At 50.2% G+C, this 14516-nt stretch carries 13 protein-coding genes; 5 read left to right on the forward strand and 8 right to left on the reverse strand.

Going from position 1 to position 14516, the window contains the following annotated elements; translation table 11 throughout:
• The first annotated feature begins 1493 nt into the window (after nt 1-1493).
• From D9A02_RS18890 to D9A02_RS18905, 4 genes are read left to right on the forward strand one after another with little or no spacing between them, the layout of a single operon-like run.
• A complete protein-coding gene (locus D9A02_RS18890; protein ID WP_120502398.1) occupies nt 1494-2174 on the forward strand; it encodes a hypothetical protein in 681 nt (226 codons plus the stop codon).
• The gene (locus D9A02_RS18895; protein WP_120502399.1) at nt 2171-4435 is read left to right on the forward strand and encodes a DDE-type integrase/transposase/recombinase; all 2265 of its coding nucleotides are present in this window, start codon (nt 2171-2173) and stop codon (nt 4433-4435) included. The genes D9A02_RS18890 and D9A02_RS18895 overlap by 4 nt, the downstream gene beginning before the upstream one ends.
• The gene (locus D9A02_RS18900) at nt 4432-5433 is read left to right on the forward strand and encodes a TniB family NTP-binding protein (protein ID WP_120502400.1); all 1002 of its coding nucleotides are present in this window, start codon (nt 4432-4434) and stop codon (nt 5431-5433) included. The genes D9A02_RS18895 and D9A02_RS18900 overlap by 4 nt, the downstream gene beginning before the upstream one ends.
• A gap of 4 nt (nt 5434-5437) precedes the next feature.
• On the forward strand, nt 5438-7276 hold the full coding sequence (locus D9A02_RS18905) for a TniQ family protein (RefSeq protein WP_120502401.1): 1839 nt from the start codon (nt 5438-5440) through the stop codon (nt 7274-7276).
• 429 nt (nt 7277-7705) lie between these two features.
• On the opposite strand, the gene D9A02_RS18910 is transcribed toward D9A02_RS18905, so the two are convergent.
• Nucleotides 7706-7969 carry a helix-turn-helix domain-containing protein gene (locus D9A02_RS18910; RefSeq protein ID WP_120502641.1) on the reverse strand — a complete coding sequence of 88 codons (264 nt, stop codon included), beginning with the start codon at nt 7967-7969 and terminating at the stop codon, nt 7706-7708.
• On the opposite strand from D9A02_RS18910, the gene D9A02_RS18915 reads away from it, so the two are divergent.
• Entirely contained in the window at nt 7940-8305 is a 366-nt protein-coding gene (locus tag D9A02_RS18915) for a metallophosphoesterase (RefSeq protein WP_120502642.1), read from the forward strand. The genes D9A02_RS18910 and D9A02_RS18915 overlap by 30 nt on opposite strands.
• 632 nt (nt 8306-8937) lie before the next feature.
• Here D9A02_RS18915 and D9A02_RS18925 read toward each other — a convergent pair.
• The 7 genes from D9A02_RS18925 to D9A02_RS18955 are packed head-to-tail and all read right to left on the reverse strand — an operon-like array spanning nt 8938 to nt 14513.
• Nucleotides 8938-9834, reverse strand: a complete 897-nt coding sequence (locus tag D9A02_RS18925) for a polysaccharide deacetylase (protein WP_120502403.1) — start codon at nt 9832-9834, stop codon at nt 8938-8940.
• On the reverse strand, nt 9831-10568 hold the full coding sequence (locus tag D9A02_RS18930; protein ID WP_120502404.1) for an SDR family NAD(P)-dependent oxidoreductase: 738 nt from the start codon (nt 10566-10568) through the stop codon (nt 9831-9833). Before D9A02_RS18930 ends, D9A02_RS18925 begins: the two co-directional genes overlap by 4 nt.
• The gene (locus tag D9A02_RS18935) at nt 10565-11347 is read right to left on the reverse strand and encodes an SDR family NAD(P)-dependent oxidoreductase (protein ID WP_120502405.1); all 783 of its coding nucleotides are present in this window, start codon (nt 11345-11347) and stop codon (nt 10565-10567) included. Before D9A02_RS18935 ends, D9A02_RS18930 begins: the two co-directional genes overlap by 4 nt.
• Nucleotides 11340-12311 carry an agmatinase gene (speB, locus tag D9A02_RS18940; RefSeq protein ID WP_120502406.1) on the reverse strand — a complete coding sequence of 324 codons (972 nt, stop codon included), beginning with the start codon at nt 12309-12311 and terminating at the stop codon, nt 11340-11342. Before speB ends, D9A02_RS18935 begins: the two co-directional genes overlap by 8 nt.
• A gap of 29 nt (nt 12312-12340) precedes the next feature.
• The gene (locus D9A02_RS18945) at nt 12341-13099 is read right to left on the reverse strand and encodes an ABC transporter ATP-binding protein (RefSeq protein WP_120502407.1); all 759 of its coding nucleotides are present in this window, start codon (nt 13097-13099) and stop codon (nt 12341-12343) included.
• A gap of 11 nt (nt 13100-13110) precedes the next feature.
• The gene (locus D9A02_RS18950) at nt 13111-13809 is read right to left on the reverse strand and encodes an ABC transporter permease (RefSeq protein WP_120502408.1); all 699 of its coding nucleotides are present in this window, start codon (nt 13807-13809) and stop codon (nt 13111-13113) included.
• Nucleotides 13806-14513: an ABC transporter permease gene (locus tag D9A02_RS18955; RefSeq protein ID WP_120502409.1), complete on the reverse strand. Its 708-nt coding sequence runs from the start codon at nt 14511-14513 to the stop codon at nt 13806-13808. Before D9A02_RS18955 ends, D9A02_RS18950 begins: the two co-directional genes overlap by 4 nt.
• Nucleotides 14514-14516: the final 3 nt, after the last annotated feature.

The raw sequence follows: 14516 nt of genomic DNA on the forward strand, positions 1-14516 counted from the left end.
GAGGAAATAGCTTAAGGCGCAGTTGGCCCCAAACTGGTAACTTTTGCATGGGCGTTTCTGATTGCCTGGCCTTAGCCGCAGCGGACGATAGTATTGCATTTTAAGTCCTCCATCTCGGATGAAAGAAAGAGCTTGAAACGGCCAAATTTGTCACCGTTTAACGCACTAATATTGCCAAAATTTACTCTGGATTCTGCTCAGCCTGTGGTTTATCGGCAGTTTCTTTGAATTCAACATCAATGGTTTTCAAAACACTGAGCGCACAGGGCAATGAGGTTTCACATTGCGCCTTTAATTGATCTTAGATTAGTTCACTGAAAAATTTGGTAGTGTTTGTTTGGTTAAAACTTTCGCCAATCATTAAGCAATGCGAACACCACGTTCTGCAGAAGTCCGCATGCCATATTCCTGAGATTGCCATTAGCGCCTTCTAGCAGAAGACTGCCTATTGAAACTCCACGGAAGACGCTCTCAAGGCTTCACTATTCAATGGATCTTTAAACGTCAGCACGCAAACGCAATTCGAAACCCTCTTAAGCTTAGACATTCAAGGCCTCCTTTTCGCTGCCAACACCACGGGAGAGAGCCCCTAGCGTCATCGATTTCAGTTGCCACTCAGTGTGATCTCGGAATCGATTCGAGTCAATAACTAATTGTTTTTAATATCTATTCTTGGAAATTATATATAAAATAAACTCGGGGCACCCGAATTTGGGCATAGCCCAAATTTAAGGCCGGATAGTTTTCAAGAATAGATGGGCAGATATCTGAATTATTCTTCCTTTTCAGTGAAGGATAAATTGGTAAAACAGAAGGCCAATCCAGTCGTTATTCTTGGACACTCAGCATGCTACAATCGTTTGCTCGGAGGGATCTCTGACTCTTATGACATCCCGTTTAGCTCAATCTGCGCAACAGGCTTATGACTTGATCAAAGTCCATCCCTGGCTGCACAGGTATGTGGGCAACAGATGAATGGCCTAATATTTCCTGGATGCGAGCTACACCTCACTGATTATGATTTGACATACGGAGCAGTTGCGAAAACATCGCCACTCCCCAAGGTTGAAAATATTTGAGAGAATCGAAAAATTGCCGATTGACTTTCATATGCCTTTTGTTGTGTTATCGCACTCATGACAAACGCACGCATCATCTACGGATCCAATCAAATACGGGGCTAATTCCCTGTATCTTTGGCTGCTTGAGCTTTCGTCAAATCTCTCAAAACTATCCTCGAGCAACCATTTCGAATGACTATCGATTTTGGACCGTTATTATGGCTCTTTGTTTTTTACACACTCTGGAAGATTGCTTTGCATCTGACCCTTTGTGGCAGCTGCGACTGAATAGTGTAATCCATGACACTCATCGCTTCACGCGAATAGCTGTGTGATCCCAGCGGTCTCGGCCGCCCCAATCCCACAAAAATTCAACTTCGAGCAACTTCGTCGACTTGGTTCGACGGCGCTCGATAGTCGTGAGGTACTCCCATGAGTAAGAAAGACATTAAGGGGATCAAGCTCCCCGCCCAATTTCGCGGCGACCGTAGTGTCCAAAGCGTATCCAAACACAACTGTAAAGCATTCACGGTTTTAGGATCAGAAGCCGGAGTCCGCATTCAAGCGGATTCGCATCTCGAGCTCGTAAACCTTTTTGTTCTCAACGCAAAACTCGATGTTGAAGAGATCTTTGACCAAGTGCTTTTTGTTTGGCGTGATCAGATCGGTAAGTTGCATAAGCATTTCTTTGACTACGTTGCACGGCTGCGTAACGGCAAGAAAATTGGGTTTGCTGTCAAGCCAGCCTTTCGCGCAGAATCTCCCGATTTCCTGAAGAAAATGCAGGAAATTGCATGGTTTGCTGAAAGTTCGGGGTTTTGTTCAGAGGTCCGCATTCTCACCGAACATAGTTGTGATCGGATTGAACAGCGAAATGCGCAGCTTTTTTGGGCCGTACGTGAGCCCAATGACGACGCAGATCGTCGAGCGCGTAGGGTAGCTTCGGATCTTCATGGTACGACCTCGCTTCGTGACTTGAGCATTCAAACAGAGGCCGGCGCAGAAGGTTACCGAGCCTTGGTTCGACTGATCGTCGTTCAGCATCTGATCCCACTCAAACACGAAATTATTACCCCTAAAACTCTGGTTCAAAAGAAAGAAGTTTTCCAATGAGTATTCACACTGACCTCCTCGACAATGTTTCTCGTGCAACGCGCATCGCCGACACTTCGTCAAAGAGTCGTTTTATCATCACACCAGATGACAGGGTTACCATTTATGGGCAGCACATGCGGTTGAGCCAGAAGACCTCTGAAGGGTACATCCTTTACCCGGCTAATGGAGAAGGATTGTCGCAGTTGTATTGCTATGAGCAGCTTAGCCGCCTCAATGCAGCTGGTGAGATTGACCATGAGAAAGGTTACTATCTTCCCGAAGAAGCAAAACCTCAGCCAAAACTCAACACCAATTCCATTTTTGATTTGACCGAAAAACAGCTTGAACGGTTCTCGCAGAGGTACGCTTTGGTAAAAGCCTTTCTTGATTTGCAAGAACAGAAGAAGGTTTTACCAAACGACCGATCCATCGCAGATGCGATGGATGACATTTGTAAATTGGCTGACACATACATGCAGGCTAAGCTTCCTAACCCGGATGATTTGATCCGCGATGAAGAGATTAGCATTGAAAAGCGTAGAGGCCGACAAGGTGGGAATCGGCAAGCGAAACTAGCCATTGAGGTTCACCCGACAACTTTGAGAAAATGGGTTAAAAATCATGCCCGATTGGGGTGGCTTGGGTTAGTCGATTGCGTGCACAACCGAGGCAATCGATATAGCTATTTTTCAACTGAAGAACGCGAACTTCTAGCAGAAAAAACACGCGAATTTTATCTCCATCTCAATCGACCCACCAAGAAACAGACGGTCGATGATGTTCAGCGCGCATTTGCAAAGGTCAACACAGAAAGAGAGCAACAGGGCCTTGCGCAGTTACGCGTACCCAGTCGTGACGCGGTGCATAGGTGTATTAACAATTTCGGAAAGTTTGAAACCGACGTGGCTCGCCTCGGGTATAAAGAGGCGATGAAACGCTGCAAACCAGTTCAGCGGGGAATCGAGGTCTATCGACCTCTTGAGCGCTGTGAGATGGATGAATGGAAGATTGATCTCCGCACAATTATCTCAGACTCCCAACTGAGCCCTATCTTTTCCAAGAAAGAACTGAAAAAGCTTGGGTATTACCCTGATAAAAAGGGAAAAAAGACACGGTGGTGGCTTTCAGTCATTATCGACTGCCGGACACGATGCATCTTGGCCATGAATCTAACGAAGAGCACAAAAGCTGCAACTGCAATCGATTCTCTGAAGATGGCGATGCGGGACAAAGGCGCTTGGAAAGATGCAGTTGGGGCGGTTTCAAACTGGGATATGTTTGGTGTACCTGAGGTGCTGGCAACGGACAATGGGCCTGGATACAAGGCGCAAGACTTCACCAATACTTGCCTTGACCTTGGCATTACTCACCTCCGAACGACAGCGGAAACACCAGATCTGCGAGCGACCGTGGAGCGTTTTTTCAAAACATCCTCTGTAAACCTTTGCTCTCGCTTGTATGGCCGAACCTTTTCTTCTGCAGCAGAACGCGGGAGCCATCCAACCGATGCTCGTGCGGTCTTAAACACAGACGACCTGTGTACTGCCCTAGTTCGTTGGGTCGTAGACATCTACCATAACACCCCTCACGCAGAGCTCCACGGGCGCACGCCTTTGCAGCAATGGGAAACGGACATGGCCGAAGGGAACTTTCCTACTCGTGCTCTCCCTGATTTGCGCCGCCAGCGTTTGAATTTCGGATCCAAGCTAACCCGTAAGGTACGCAAGAAAGGCATCGCAGTACTTGGAGTGTCGTATCACTCAAAAGAGTTGGCAAAATCATTTAGTCGGTTTGGATCGCAGAAAATCGATGTGCGTTGGTTGCCTGATAATATTGGGTCCATCGAGGCGTTGTTAGATGGCGAGTGGCATGAAGTTCCCGCGGTCTATGAAGAGTTTAACGGCGTCGATGCACAGCAATGGGTGGCGGCACGTCGCCAGATGAAAATTTCCGACCCATCTCGTAAATCATGGGACCTTGAAACAGTATCAGCAGCAGTAGAAGCAATCGATGCAATGAACCTGAAGCGGTCACTTGAATTTCGTATGGTCACTCAAGATTGGGGGCCCAAACGTATGAAATCACTGGAACATGAGCTCTATTCCAGCTTCGAAGTCTCGAAGGCGCCAAAAGCCATTCATGCAAATGCAGGTCAGTTTGGTGAAACAGTTATTCCAGAAAAACCGGAATGGCTCGTGGAGCCTGAAGATGTGGCAAAATTCGGTCCACCAAGTCAACTGAATGACACCTGGGAACTGGACGAGGGGGACGAGAAATGAACCAGATGATCGATAGCCATGACCCTCAGTCAATCATGCAGAAATTGCGTTCGAAGTACTTCAAAACACAACGGCATCGCCAAATTCAGCGCGAGTTGGATCGACTTTTGAGCGTCGATGAGAGAGACCCTCAGATTGCCGTTCCCGTTCGCTTCACTGACAATCTGGAGACCAAGGGGTTCTTGATCGCGGCTAAATCAGGCGATGGGAAGACAACCGCTATTGCAAGAGTGCTCAGGCAACATCCTGCACTAGGGGAAGCAAATGACGCCAGTTCTCCAAAATATGTGAGGATCATAGTTCCTAGTCCGGCGACACTAAAAAGCCTCGGGAAAGCGATTTTGGCGGCACTTGGCGTAACAGGGGTTTCGGATCGCACTTCAGCTATGGATATCTGGAGCGCTATTGGGCACCGGCTAAAATTACTCGGTATCGTGGTGCTGTGGATTGACGAAGCTCAAGACGTTTTCCTTTCTAAGTCCGCTCGAGAAATCGACGACATGCTGAAAACTCTGAAGTCATTAATGCAGGGAGACGGGGCCGTCATCGTCATTTTGAGCGGTACAGATCGCTTGCTTGATGTAGCTCGATACGACCAGCAAGTTGATCGCCGATTTCGAAAAGTTGTCACCGCTCCTCTAGCCATTGGGCACGACGAGCCGAAAATTTTGCAGTTGGTCGAGACGTATTGTGAACTCGCGAGGCTAAAGCCACAAATTGACCAAAACGCAATCATGCGTCTAATTCATGGCAGTCGATTTAGGTTCGGAAGAGCCATCGAAATCATTCTGGCTGCCATTGAAAGCGCTTTGTACGATGAAAGCTCTACCCTTAGCATTCAACATTTTGCCGAAGCCTGGACCATTCAGGAGGCGTGTTCTTGGGACCAAAACGTTTTTGTTTGCAAAGATTGGGCGTCACTGGATCTGGATGCTGAAGCTGATGAGTTTGAAGGGGAACGAACATCTCGGCAGCGCCGGCAAGTAGGGCGGGGATAAAACAATGAAACGCTTACAGCCTTTTCTACCGATGCTACCTGGGGAAAGTCTCGTCTCTTTGGTCAGCCGATATGGTCGTTATCACTGCAATATGTCTGCAATGGCGTTTTCGCCTTTTATGGGCATGAAACGTCAAGATGTGGTCTGCGTGAAAGATTACGTTGTTGAACGGATGCATGAGTTATCCGGGATTTCGACTGACCGACTTATGCAAGGCAGTTATCAAAAAATCGGACCTCGCTATTATCTTCACAGAGGCGAAGAATTCCATTCAGAATTTCTAGCGGCAAACCGTATTACCTATTGCCCTCAATGCATCTTAAACAACCTCGAAGCTTCTCAATGCTCTGAGGGGCTACCGGTAGGTTTAATCAATTGGGCATTCTCACCTGTGCGAACTTGCACTGCCCATTCGAGCCCATTGGTACGGGAACGAACCTTGAAGGCCGGAATTCCCTTCTTGGATGTCGCCGCCCACTTACCTGATCGGGCAAAACTATCCAAAATTGTGGATCTTTCTGAAAAGCGGGAAGCTTCAAGCCTTCAAATGTATGTTGAGAATAGATTGGCAGGCGGCTCAGGACCCAGTTGGTTGGACGGGCAGCAAATTGACCTAGCCACTCGGGCGACCGAGATGTTGGGTGCCTGTATCGCTTTTGGCGCCTTCGTAAATTTGCCGACGTTAAATCAAGCGCAATGGGACACGGCGGCTAGTATCGGATTTGAGTATGTCAGCCAAGGCGAGCAAGGCATCATGGAAGGCCTTGAGGAAGTCCAAAGAGTTGCATCATGTTCAAAGATCCATGCCGGGCCACAAGCTGTCTTTGGCGTTCTCTACCAGTGGATTCAATTCAAAAAAAACACCAAACCTGTTGGGCCATTTCGAGATGTATTCAGAGAGCATATTTTGGATACGATTCCGTTGGCTACGGGTGTGAATTTATTTGGGGAGCCTGTTGCACATCGACGAAGGCATTCGGTTTCTTCTCTCAGCCGTAAGCACAACATGAATCCCAAAACGGTTCAGAACGCTTTGATGGTTGGTGGACTGCTTGACCAAAACTACGATCCAGCAAGAGATCTTGGGGATGTATCTGCTGCTAAGGCGGAAGCCCTATTGAATAAGCTGAAGCATTCAGTTCCAGTTTCTCGCGTTCCAGAGTACCTGGGCTGTAAAAGGCCCCTCGTTACAGCATTGCTTCAAGAAGGTATTCTCAAACCAATTGCTGGGGGCAGAGATGGTCGACGCAGCATCGCGCAGGGTATTCACGCAGCAGATCTAGATGCCTTTTTGGGTCTAATTAGAGTATCTGGCAGTTGCGTTCTTAAGCCGTCGCACAGGATGCACTCTGTTACAAAAACGGCCGAAAAACTGAGAGTTCAGACTTTCGATATCGTTAAGAAAATTCTAGACAGAAATCTCGAACAGGTTGAACTTTTGGGGGTCGATCCGAAATTTGATTCCATTCTTGTCCACGTCGATGAGGTCGCAGCCAAACTTGGAGTGTTGGAAGGCAAGCCGGGAATGACGCTTTCGGAAACGGCACGGACACTCGGATTGTCGAGCCGCACCGTGGAATTTCTTATGCAGGCTTCTCCAAACGGTGAAGCCCCAGTCTTGCAAATTTGCGGTCAATTTCGACACATGGGAAAGTTTCGAAAACTGGTGGATCCCTGCAGCATCACAAAATTCAGGTTAGGGTTTCGAAGGCTAACTGATGTCGCCAAGAACTTGAATTTGCCCAAACCTGTTGCAAGGAAAACGCTGCAAGAAAACGGGGTGTTGCCGGTTTGGGATCCTAAGAACTTGGGATCAGAAATCTATAGAAGACAAGATCTCTAAATCTTAACTCAGATGAGTTCACGCCGCCCTTCGGGGCGGTTTTTTTGTTGCTAACTGAAAATTCTTTTGTGGGTGACAATGGGTTGGAGGAATGGGTGATTTGGCCGTTACAAAGGTTTACCCAAATTAATATATCATTATAATTCAATACCTTACCGAGATCATACTTGATGGATATGGGTTATAATCAAGCGATTTTACAGAACTGTGAAGTGACCCATAGTTTGCCCATTTCGTTCTAACTTGGGTACACTATCTACACATAGGTTGTACATTGAGTGGTTTCAAAACGATGCTTTCGGGGTGAAGCCGTCTCTATTTTGAGTATGGGGCTTGAGTGGATTTTGGACGCGAAAATCATGCTTCGGTCACACCCAAAACCGTACAAGCCCTTTGTAGATTGCATGGTTAGTAAACGAAATCAGATCCTTAAATCCGTTCACCCGGTGGCACTGCCTTAATGACGGCTTCGAAAAAGTGTTCCGCAGGAACATCGAGCGCTCGCGCAATGATCACCAATTCTGGCACATCAATACGCCGCTGCCCCGACTCGATCCGCGCGACGAACGATTGATGACACCTTAACCGCTCTGCCAAGGCTGCTTGTGAGAGATTTTGGGATTTACGGGCTCTGGCGGGCCGACCGAACCGAAAGAACACACAATGACAATCTGGTATACGGCTGACACGCATTTCGGCCATGAAAACATCATGCGGTTTTGTAACCGCCCTTCCGTTTCGACATCACAGATGGATGCCGCGATGCTGGAAAACATGTGGAAGGTGGTTGGCCCGGAAGACCAGCTATGGATTATGGGCGACTTCGCTTTTGGTTCCAAAGCCAAGGACAGCGTTTATGTTGAGCAGATATTCAATCAGTTGCCGGGTGCTGAGCGTCATCTGGTCGTTGGCAACCATGATCACAAGCCAACACTGGAACTTCCCTGGGATTCTATCTCGCACTTCGTTGAATTGCAGGATGGACCTCAGAACCAGCTAAATACGTTGTGCCACTACGCTCGGGATTGATTGGGGCATAGATCCCACACGTTTTGACGGGGAGCCGGATACAGATTGCCGAGGCGCCCTTGTGACTGGAAGCAATTGCGAAAGTTGCCCCAGCAAAGGCCTGCTTCGTACCGCAGACTACCAGTTCGCAGATTGCCCGATTTCGCGCGTGCAGCGAATGTCACCTCTGGCTGACCGCGCCGCAGCATCTTGACAGGTTGGCCAACGGCACCAACGGGCCGCGGCCCAACAGGCTGAATTTTCCGCACGTTCGATACGCTGCGGGACAGCATTTGAAAATATGGGCTCTCCCGGCACCTTCGCCGCGCTGGTCATGAGTGGCCGGTTCGGGAAATAACGGCATTCGCTGCGTGCTGTCTGAACTGGTAAGGTGCGGACATAGCGAGCCTTTGTTGCGCAAACACGAACGGCTGTTTAGATGGCATTTTCGCCATCCACTCTAAATTGGTTTGCAGCCATTTTTTCAATGACAACTTGGCCTTTTACGTAACTTTTTCATTGATTGAATGTGGGCAATCATTACCGCGAGCAACCGTGAATTGTAAGGCCTAAGTACTTTTCGGAGGGTCATTTTTACGCAATGAACATCAACGGCAAAGCCTCAATTTATCATATAATAAGTTCGTCCAATACTAACCTTTTACGACATCGATGGGTCCTGTGTAGGCGGGCACAGATTCAGTTCTCAGATGCACTTCGCCGGATTTTTTGACGGAACGAACGTATGCAGCAATCTCCTCCATCGGAGCAAACCAAGTTTCACCAGCGGTGACTTCTTGTTCAAGAAATTCTGCGAACACTTCCCACCGGGCCAAACGGCCCGTAGCAAAAGGATGCACGACCGGCACCCATAGGCCGCCGTATTTTTTGATGACTTGATATTCCTGGCGGAATGCATCGAAACCGGTACGTGGTGCACGGATCGGCATCATGTAGTCAAGATCGGCAGATTGCACATATTGCGGCCAGTCATCCAAGCCCCAGTGGGTAGGTAACTCAACCAGGGAACCATTATCGGTCTTCAGAATGTAAGGGATATCATCGCCCATCAGCGAGGCATCGTACTGAAAGCCCCGGTCGACCAACAACGCGGGTGATACGTCAGAAATATTGTAAAGTGGTGCGCGCCAGCCGCGTGGGCGCTGGCCCGTGGCTTTTTCGATCACGGCAATTCCACGGTCAAGCCAATAGGCTTCTTCTTCGGGTGGGAGTTCGTTGGGATGTTCATGCAGATAACCATGATGGGCTATCTCGTGCCCGCCTTCGAGAATGATCTCTATCGCTTCGGGATAGTTTTCAATGCACCAAGCTGGGATGTAAAAAGTTTGGCGAATGCCAAGCTTGCGGTAAGTTTCAACGATGCGCGCGATAGCCACCTTGGGCCCGTATTGAAGCATTGAAATGCCAGACAACCGCCGATGTCCGTCATTTGGATGCGCGATGTGGATCAGACTGTCCGCATCCATATCAAATGTTACACAGGCCGCACATTTTGCGTCGTTTGGCCACGGAATTGGATTCTTGATCATGGCATGACACTCCCACCATTGATGCCGACCCCCTGGCCGGTGATGAAGCTCGCCATGTCGCTGCCTAAAAACAGTGCCATATGTGCGATTTCTTCTGCAGAACCAAATCGCGCCGCAGGAATATCCAACTCTTTTTGCCGCCATTTCTCAGTCATCTGTTCGGCCCCCAGCATTTCTGTATCAATAGGACCAGGGCATAAAGCATTTACCTGAATGTCAGGCGAGAACTCCTTGGCCCAGGATCGAACCAATCCCATGACACCGTGTTTTGAGGCGACATAGGGCGAAAATGTCTCGCGTCCGGAATAGCCCAGATCCGACGAGGTCAGGATCACCCGGCCTGATCGGCTGTGCATTTGGCGGATCGCGGCTTGTCCCACCAGAAAACTGCCGCGCAGGTTGACGGCGATCACCTTGTCGAACTCGGCCGCCGGCGTATCAAGTAGCGGGCGTTCGTGAATGACACCAGCGCAATGCACCACAACATCCACAGCCCCTTGGTGGGACTGCAATTGGTTCATCATTTCGACGACCGACACTTCATCAGCAACATCGCATTGAATGCCAGCGGCCGTGCCGCCAGCCTGTGTGATCTGTTCAACCGTAGACGTCGGGTTTTTCAAGTCCGCACACAGGACTTTTGCACCGGCAGCGGCATAAGCCTTCGCGACGGCAGCCCCGATGCCGCCATAGGCCCCTGTCACAAGGACAGATTTTCCTGCAATGCCGATCATGCCATCACCTCGCCTCGGTCGACGTTCCACGCCTGCCCGGTGATATTTCGCGCCGCGTCTGACGCCAGATAAAGATAGATTGAAGCCATATCCTGCGGCTCTAACAGCCCGCCAATCACTTGCGCACCGGTGATCTCATCCAGAAGTTCTTCTTCGCTGCGCCCGCTTTGAAGCGACATGTTTTTCAAGGAAAGCATCGAGGCTTCGGTTCTAACCCAACCGGGGCAAACCGCATTAACCGTAATTCCTCTGGGTCCAAGTTCCTTCGCGATGGATCGCATGAAGCCGAGATTTGCATGTTTGGTGCAGCAATAGGCGGAAAACTCGGGTACAGCTGTGCGACTCCAGATCGATCCGGTCAGGATAATCCGCCCGCCAGAATCCATTTTAGATACGCTGTGGCGAGTCATCAGGAAGGTGCCCATTATGTTAATGTCAACAATCCTGCGAAACATGTTCTCGACGGCCGGATCATCATCCAGCAGGGGCGTAATCCGCTCCAGCCCGGCATTGTTGATAAGCACATCGATCCGGTCTATCTGCGAAAGCGCACGCTGCACGCCAGCAGAGTCGGTTATATCGCATTCGATCCCAGCTACAGTGGCACCGCTTTGCGCGCTCAGTCGGGCGGCGGACTGTTTCACCTGCGGATCGTCAGCCAACAGCGTCACGTTGGCCCCAGCGGCAGCAAAACCTTCGGCGATGCCAAATCCGATGCCCCTGCTGCCACCGGTGACCAAAACTGTTTTGCCAGAAAAATTGTTGTGAAGTTCAGTCATTGTTGCGCTCGCCACGGTGATGCAGCATCCGCCCGATCGTGTTCATCAGTATCTGAGCGGCTAGGATGGATGTGGTACCCGTGTGGTCGTAATCCGGGGCAACCTCAACCAAATCAAGCCCAACGATATTGCCCCGTTTGCACAGCCCATCAAACAGCTCCAGCACCTCATAATAGAGAAAACCGCCATGGCTGGGCGTTCCGGTGCCCGGCGCGATGGAGGGGTCGAACCCGTCAATGTCGATAGTCACGTAATAACGTACGCCTTCGGGAATACGTGACAGTACATTGCCCACGCCTAGTTTGCGGAATTGCCGGACGCTTAGGATGTCTGACCCCATAGCGCGGGCATCGTCATAGCCGTCTTTCGCAGTGGACGAGACATTACGAATACCAATCTGGCTGAGCCCTGTGACATAAGGCTTTTCAGCCGCGCGGCGCATGGGGTTTCCATGACCATAGCGCACGCCGTGGCGTTCATCGACAAAGTCCAGATGCGCGTCGATCTGAACGATATGAATGGGTTCCTGATCATCAAAGGCGTTGACACAGGGGATATTGATTGAATGATCTCCGCCCAGAGTGATCGGAATGGCACCAGCTTTGAGTATCTGACGCACGCCATATTCGATATTGGCGTGGCTTTTGATTGTATCGGTGTGCACGATGTCTGCATCGCCGATATCGACGATATTTATCTCACCGGCAGGCAGATAAGTTATATCGCCCTCGTGGTCATAAGCCCCGCCATGGCCAAATGAGAACAAAGTCGATGCCTCACGGATGGCGCGTGGACCGAAACGTGCTCCAGACCGAAACTGGGTGCCAAAATCGAATGGTGCTCCCAGAATTGCCACATCGGCGTCAATTGCATCCCAGTCCTGAACATAAGAGTTTTTGCCAAAAGTCGAAATGCCGACAAATGGCAGGTCCAGCCGACCTGATTCATATCCGTGTTCACTCATGAAGCTCGTCCTATCTTCTAATGTCTGTGCTATTTGAAGTCTGAGATGAAGTTTGCGAAAACCTCAGTATCGGGGTTCGTAAACATTTTTTGGGGTGCACCGCGCTCTGCTATTTCCCCCTGATGAAGAAACACAACCTCGGTGGATACATCCCGGGCAAATGCCATTTCATGGGTCACGATGATCATCGTACGGCCTTCACCAGCCAGTTCTTTCATAACCTTCAGAACTTCGCCAACTAGTTCCGGGTCAAGCGCTGAAGTTGGTTCGTCAAAGAGGATCGCATCTGGTTCCATTGCCAATGCCCGTGCAATGGCAACCCGTTGCTGTTGCCCCCCGGACAGGGCGGAGGGATACATCTCCATTCGCTCGCTCAAACCGACGCGGTTCAGAATGTGTTCGGCCTCTTCGCGTGCTTCCTGCCTGCTTTTTTTCAGTACCTGGACAGGTCCTTCCATGACGTTTTCGATGACGGTCCGGTGGGTCCACAAATTAAACTGTTGAAACACCATACCAAGGCGTTGTCGTAGCCGTTCTATGGCCTTCCGGTCTGCCGGTTTTCCATCCTTGAACGCGATCTCTTCGCCATGAACGTGGATGCGCCCACCAGAGGGAACTTCGAGTGCGTTCAGGCAACGCAGAAATGTGCTTTTGCCTGAACCGCTTGATCCCAATATCGAAATTACATCGTGTGCATTGGCTGTCAGGTCGATCCCCTTCAGTACTTCTATGGCCCCAAAGGATTTCCGAATGCCTTCGGCCTTTACGACTGCGTCTTGTTCTTGCATGAGATTTCCCCCTACACGCGGTCAGATTTGAAAAACTGTGGATTCAGTAAAATTTCTGCACGACACCAAACCCAAACAAGGACTGCCGTCAAAGCCAGATAAAGCAACGCTGCCCAGAGATAGGCCGACAAATCGAAGGTCTTCGAAAAGATCAGCCGGGTTTCACCCAGAAGATCGAAGATTGTGACTACACTTGCCAGAGCGCTGGCCTTGACTAACAGGATGACCTCGTTACCAAGTGCTGGCCAGGCGATACGATAAGCGTGTGGAAAGATCACTCGGCGGTAGCGTGTAATTGGTGACATACCAACAGCTTTCGCAGCTTCGATTTCGCCATAGGGAACCCCCATAAGGCCTCCGCGCAAAATCTCGATTTGGTAAGCGGTGGAACTGATGACAAAGGTCAGCATCGCACAGTTGTAGGGCTCTCTGAATAACGACCACAGCCCCCAGTCCTGCAGGAACGGTCTGAACTGTCCTGAGCCGTAGTAGATCAGGAACAACTGTGCCAGCATCGGGGTGCCGCGAATAAAAGAGACATAGACGCGCACTGGAACGCTGAACATTGCAGGACCATTCAGTCGCACCAACGCCAACCCCGGCGCGATGATCGCCGCCAAAATCGCGCCAATCCCTGCCAGTTGGATCGTGACCCAAAGCCCTTCCAGGTATTTCGGCCAATATTGTATGAGCAGCTCAATCGGGTTCATGCGCCTGCCCTCCGTACACCGCGATTGGCTCGGCGTTCCAATTTCGCTAACCCGACCTCGGAGGCAAGGCACAGAACCCAATATATCAGGCAGGCTGCCAGATAGAAGTTAAACGGAAGTTTTGTGAAACCGGCGGCAACCTTAGTCATGCGCATCAGATCGTCGAGCGCGATGACCGAGACAAGTGCCGTGTCTTTCAAAAGATTGATCCAAAGGTTGCCAAGCCCAGGTAGAGCAAACCGCCAGACTTGAGGAACTTTGACACGTATGAAAATCTGCCACCGTGTCATGCCGATGGCTTGAGCTGCCTCGGTCTGACCCGGGTCAAGCGATTGAAACGCCCCGCGCAGAACCTCGGCCGCAAACGCACCAAACACCATGCCAAGTGCAATAACGCCTGCCGCCATTGGCGAGAACTCTACCGGTTCAGCGCCCATCGTACTCATAATCGCGTTCAGAAGAATCCCTGCGCCATTATAAATCACGAACAGTGTTAGAATTTCAGGCAGGCCGCGCATTGTCGTTGTGTACAGACGCGCGCCCGCCCTTAGAGCTCTTGAGTTTGCCAAAGACATGCCGGAAAAAACGAACCCCAGCAGTAGCCCGACAGGCAGTGCTAGTATGGCAAGCTGCAGCGTGATGCCGAGGCCTGCCAATAGCTCATCTCCCCACCCCGTGTCTCCATATGCAAACAATTCAAGCATCAG

The sequence above is a fragment of the Roseovarius sp. EL26 genome (assembly GCF_900327775.1).
Lineage (GTDB): Bacteria > Pseudomonadota > Alphaproteobacteria > Rhodobacterales > Rhodobacteraceae > Roseovarius.

Coding starts and splice junctions, on each gene's coding strand:
- D9A02_RS18945 (WP_120502407.1), bottom strand. CDS start 13,099: ATGCAAGAACAAGACGCAGTCGTAAAGGCCGAAGGCATTCGGAAATCC.
- D9A02_RS18930 (WP_120502404.1), bottom strand. CDS start 10,568: ATGATCGGCATTGCAGGAAAATCTGTCCTTGTGACAGGGGCCTATGGC.
- speB (WP_120502406.1), bottom strand. CDS start 12,311: ATGAGTGAACACGGATATGAATCAGGTCGGCTGGACCTGCCATTTGTC.
- D9A02_RS18915 (WP_120502642.1), top strand. CDS start 7,940: ATGACAATCTGGTATACGGCTGACACGCATTTCGGCCATGAAAACATC.
- D9A02_RS18910 (WP_120502641.1), bottom strand. CDS start 7,969: ATGCGTGTCAGCCGTATACCAGATTGTCATTGTGTGTTCTTTCGGTTC.
- D9A02_RS18900 (WP_120502400.1), top strand. CDS start 4,432: ATGAACCAGATGATCGATAGCCATGACCCTCAGTCAATCATGCAGAAA.
- D9A02_RS18925 (WP_120502403.1), bottom strand. CDS start 9,834: ATGATCAAGAATCCAATTCCGTGGCCAAACGACGCAAAATGTGCGGCC.
- D9A02_RS18895 (WP_120502399.1), top strand. CDS start 2,171: ATGAGTATTCACACTGACCTCCTCGACAATGTTTCTCGTGCAACGCGC.
- D9A02_RS18955 (WP_120502409.1), bottom strand. CDS start 14,513: ATGCTTGAATTGTTTGCATATGGAGACACGGGGTGGGGAGATGAGCTA.
- D9A02_RS18935 (WP_120502405.1), bottom strand. CDS start 11,347: ATGACTGAACTTCACAACAATTTTTCTGGCAAAACAGTTTTGGTCACC.
- D9A02_RS18890 (WP_120502398.1), top strand. CDS start 1,494: ATGAGTAAGAAAGACATTAAGGGGATCAAGCTCCCCGCCCAATTTCGC.
- D9A02_RS18905 (WP_120502401.1), top strand. CDS start 5,438: ATGAAACGCTTACAGCCTTTTCTACCGATGCTACCTGGGGAAAGTCTC.
- D9A02_RS18950 (WP_120502408.1), bottom strand. CDS start 13,809: ATGAACCCGATTGAGCTGCTCATACAATATTGGCCGAAATACCTGGAA.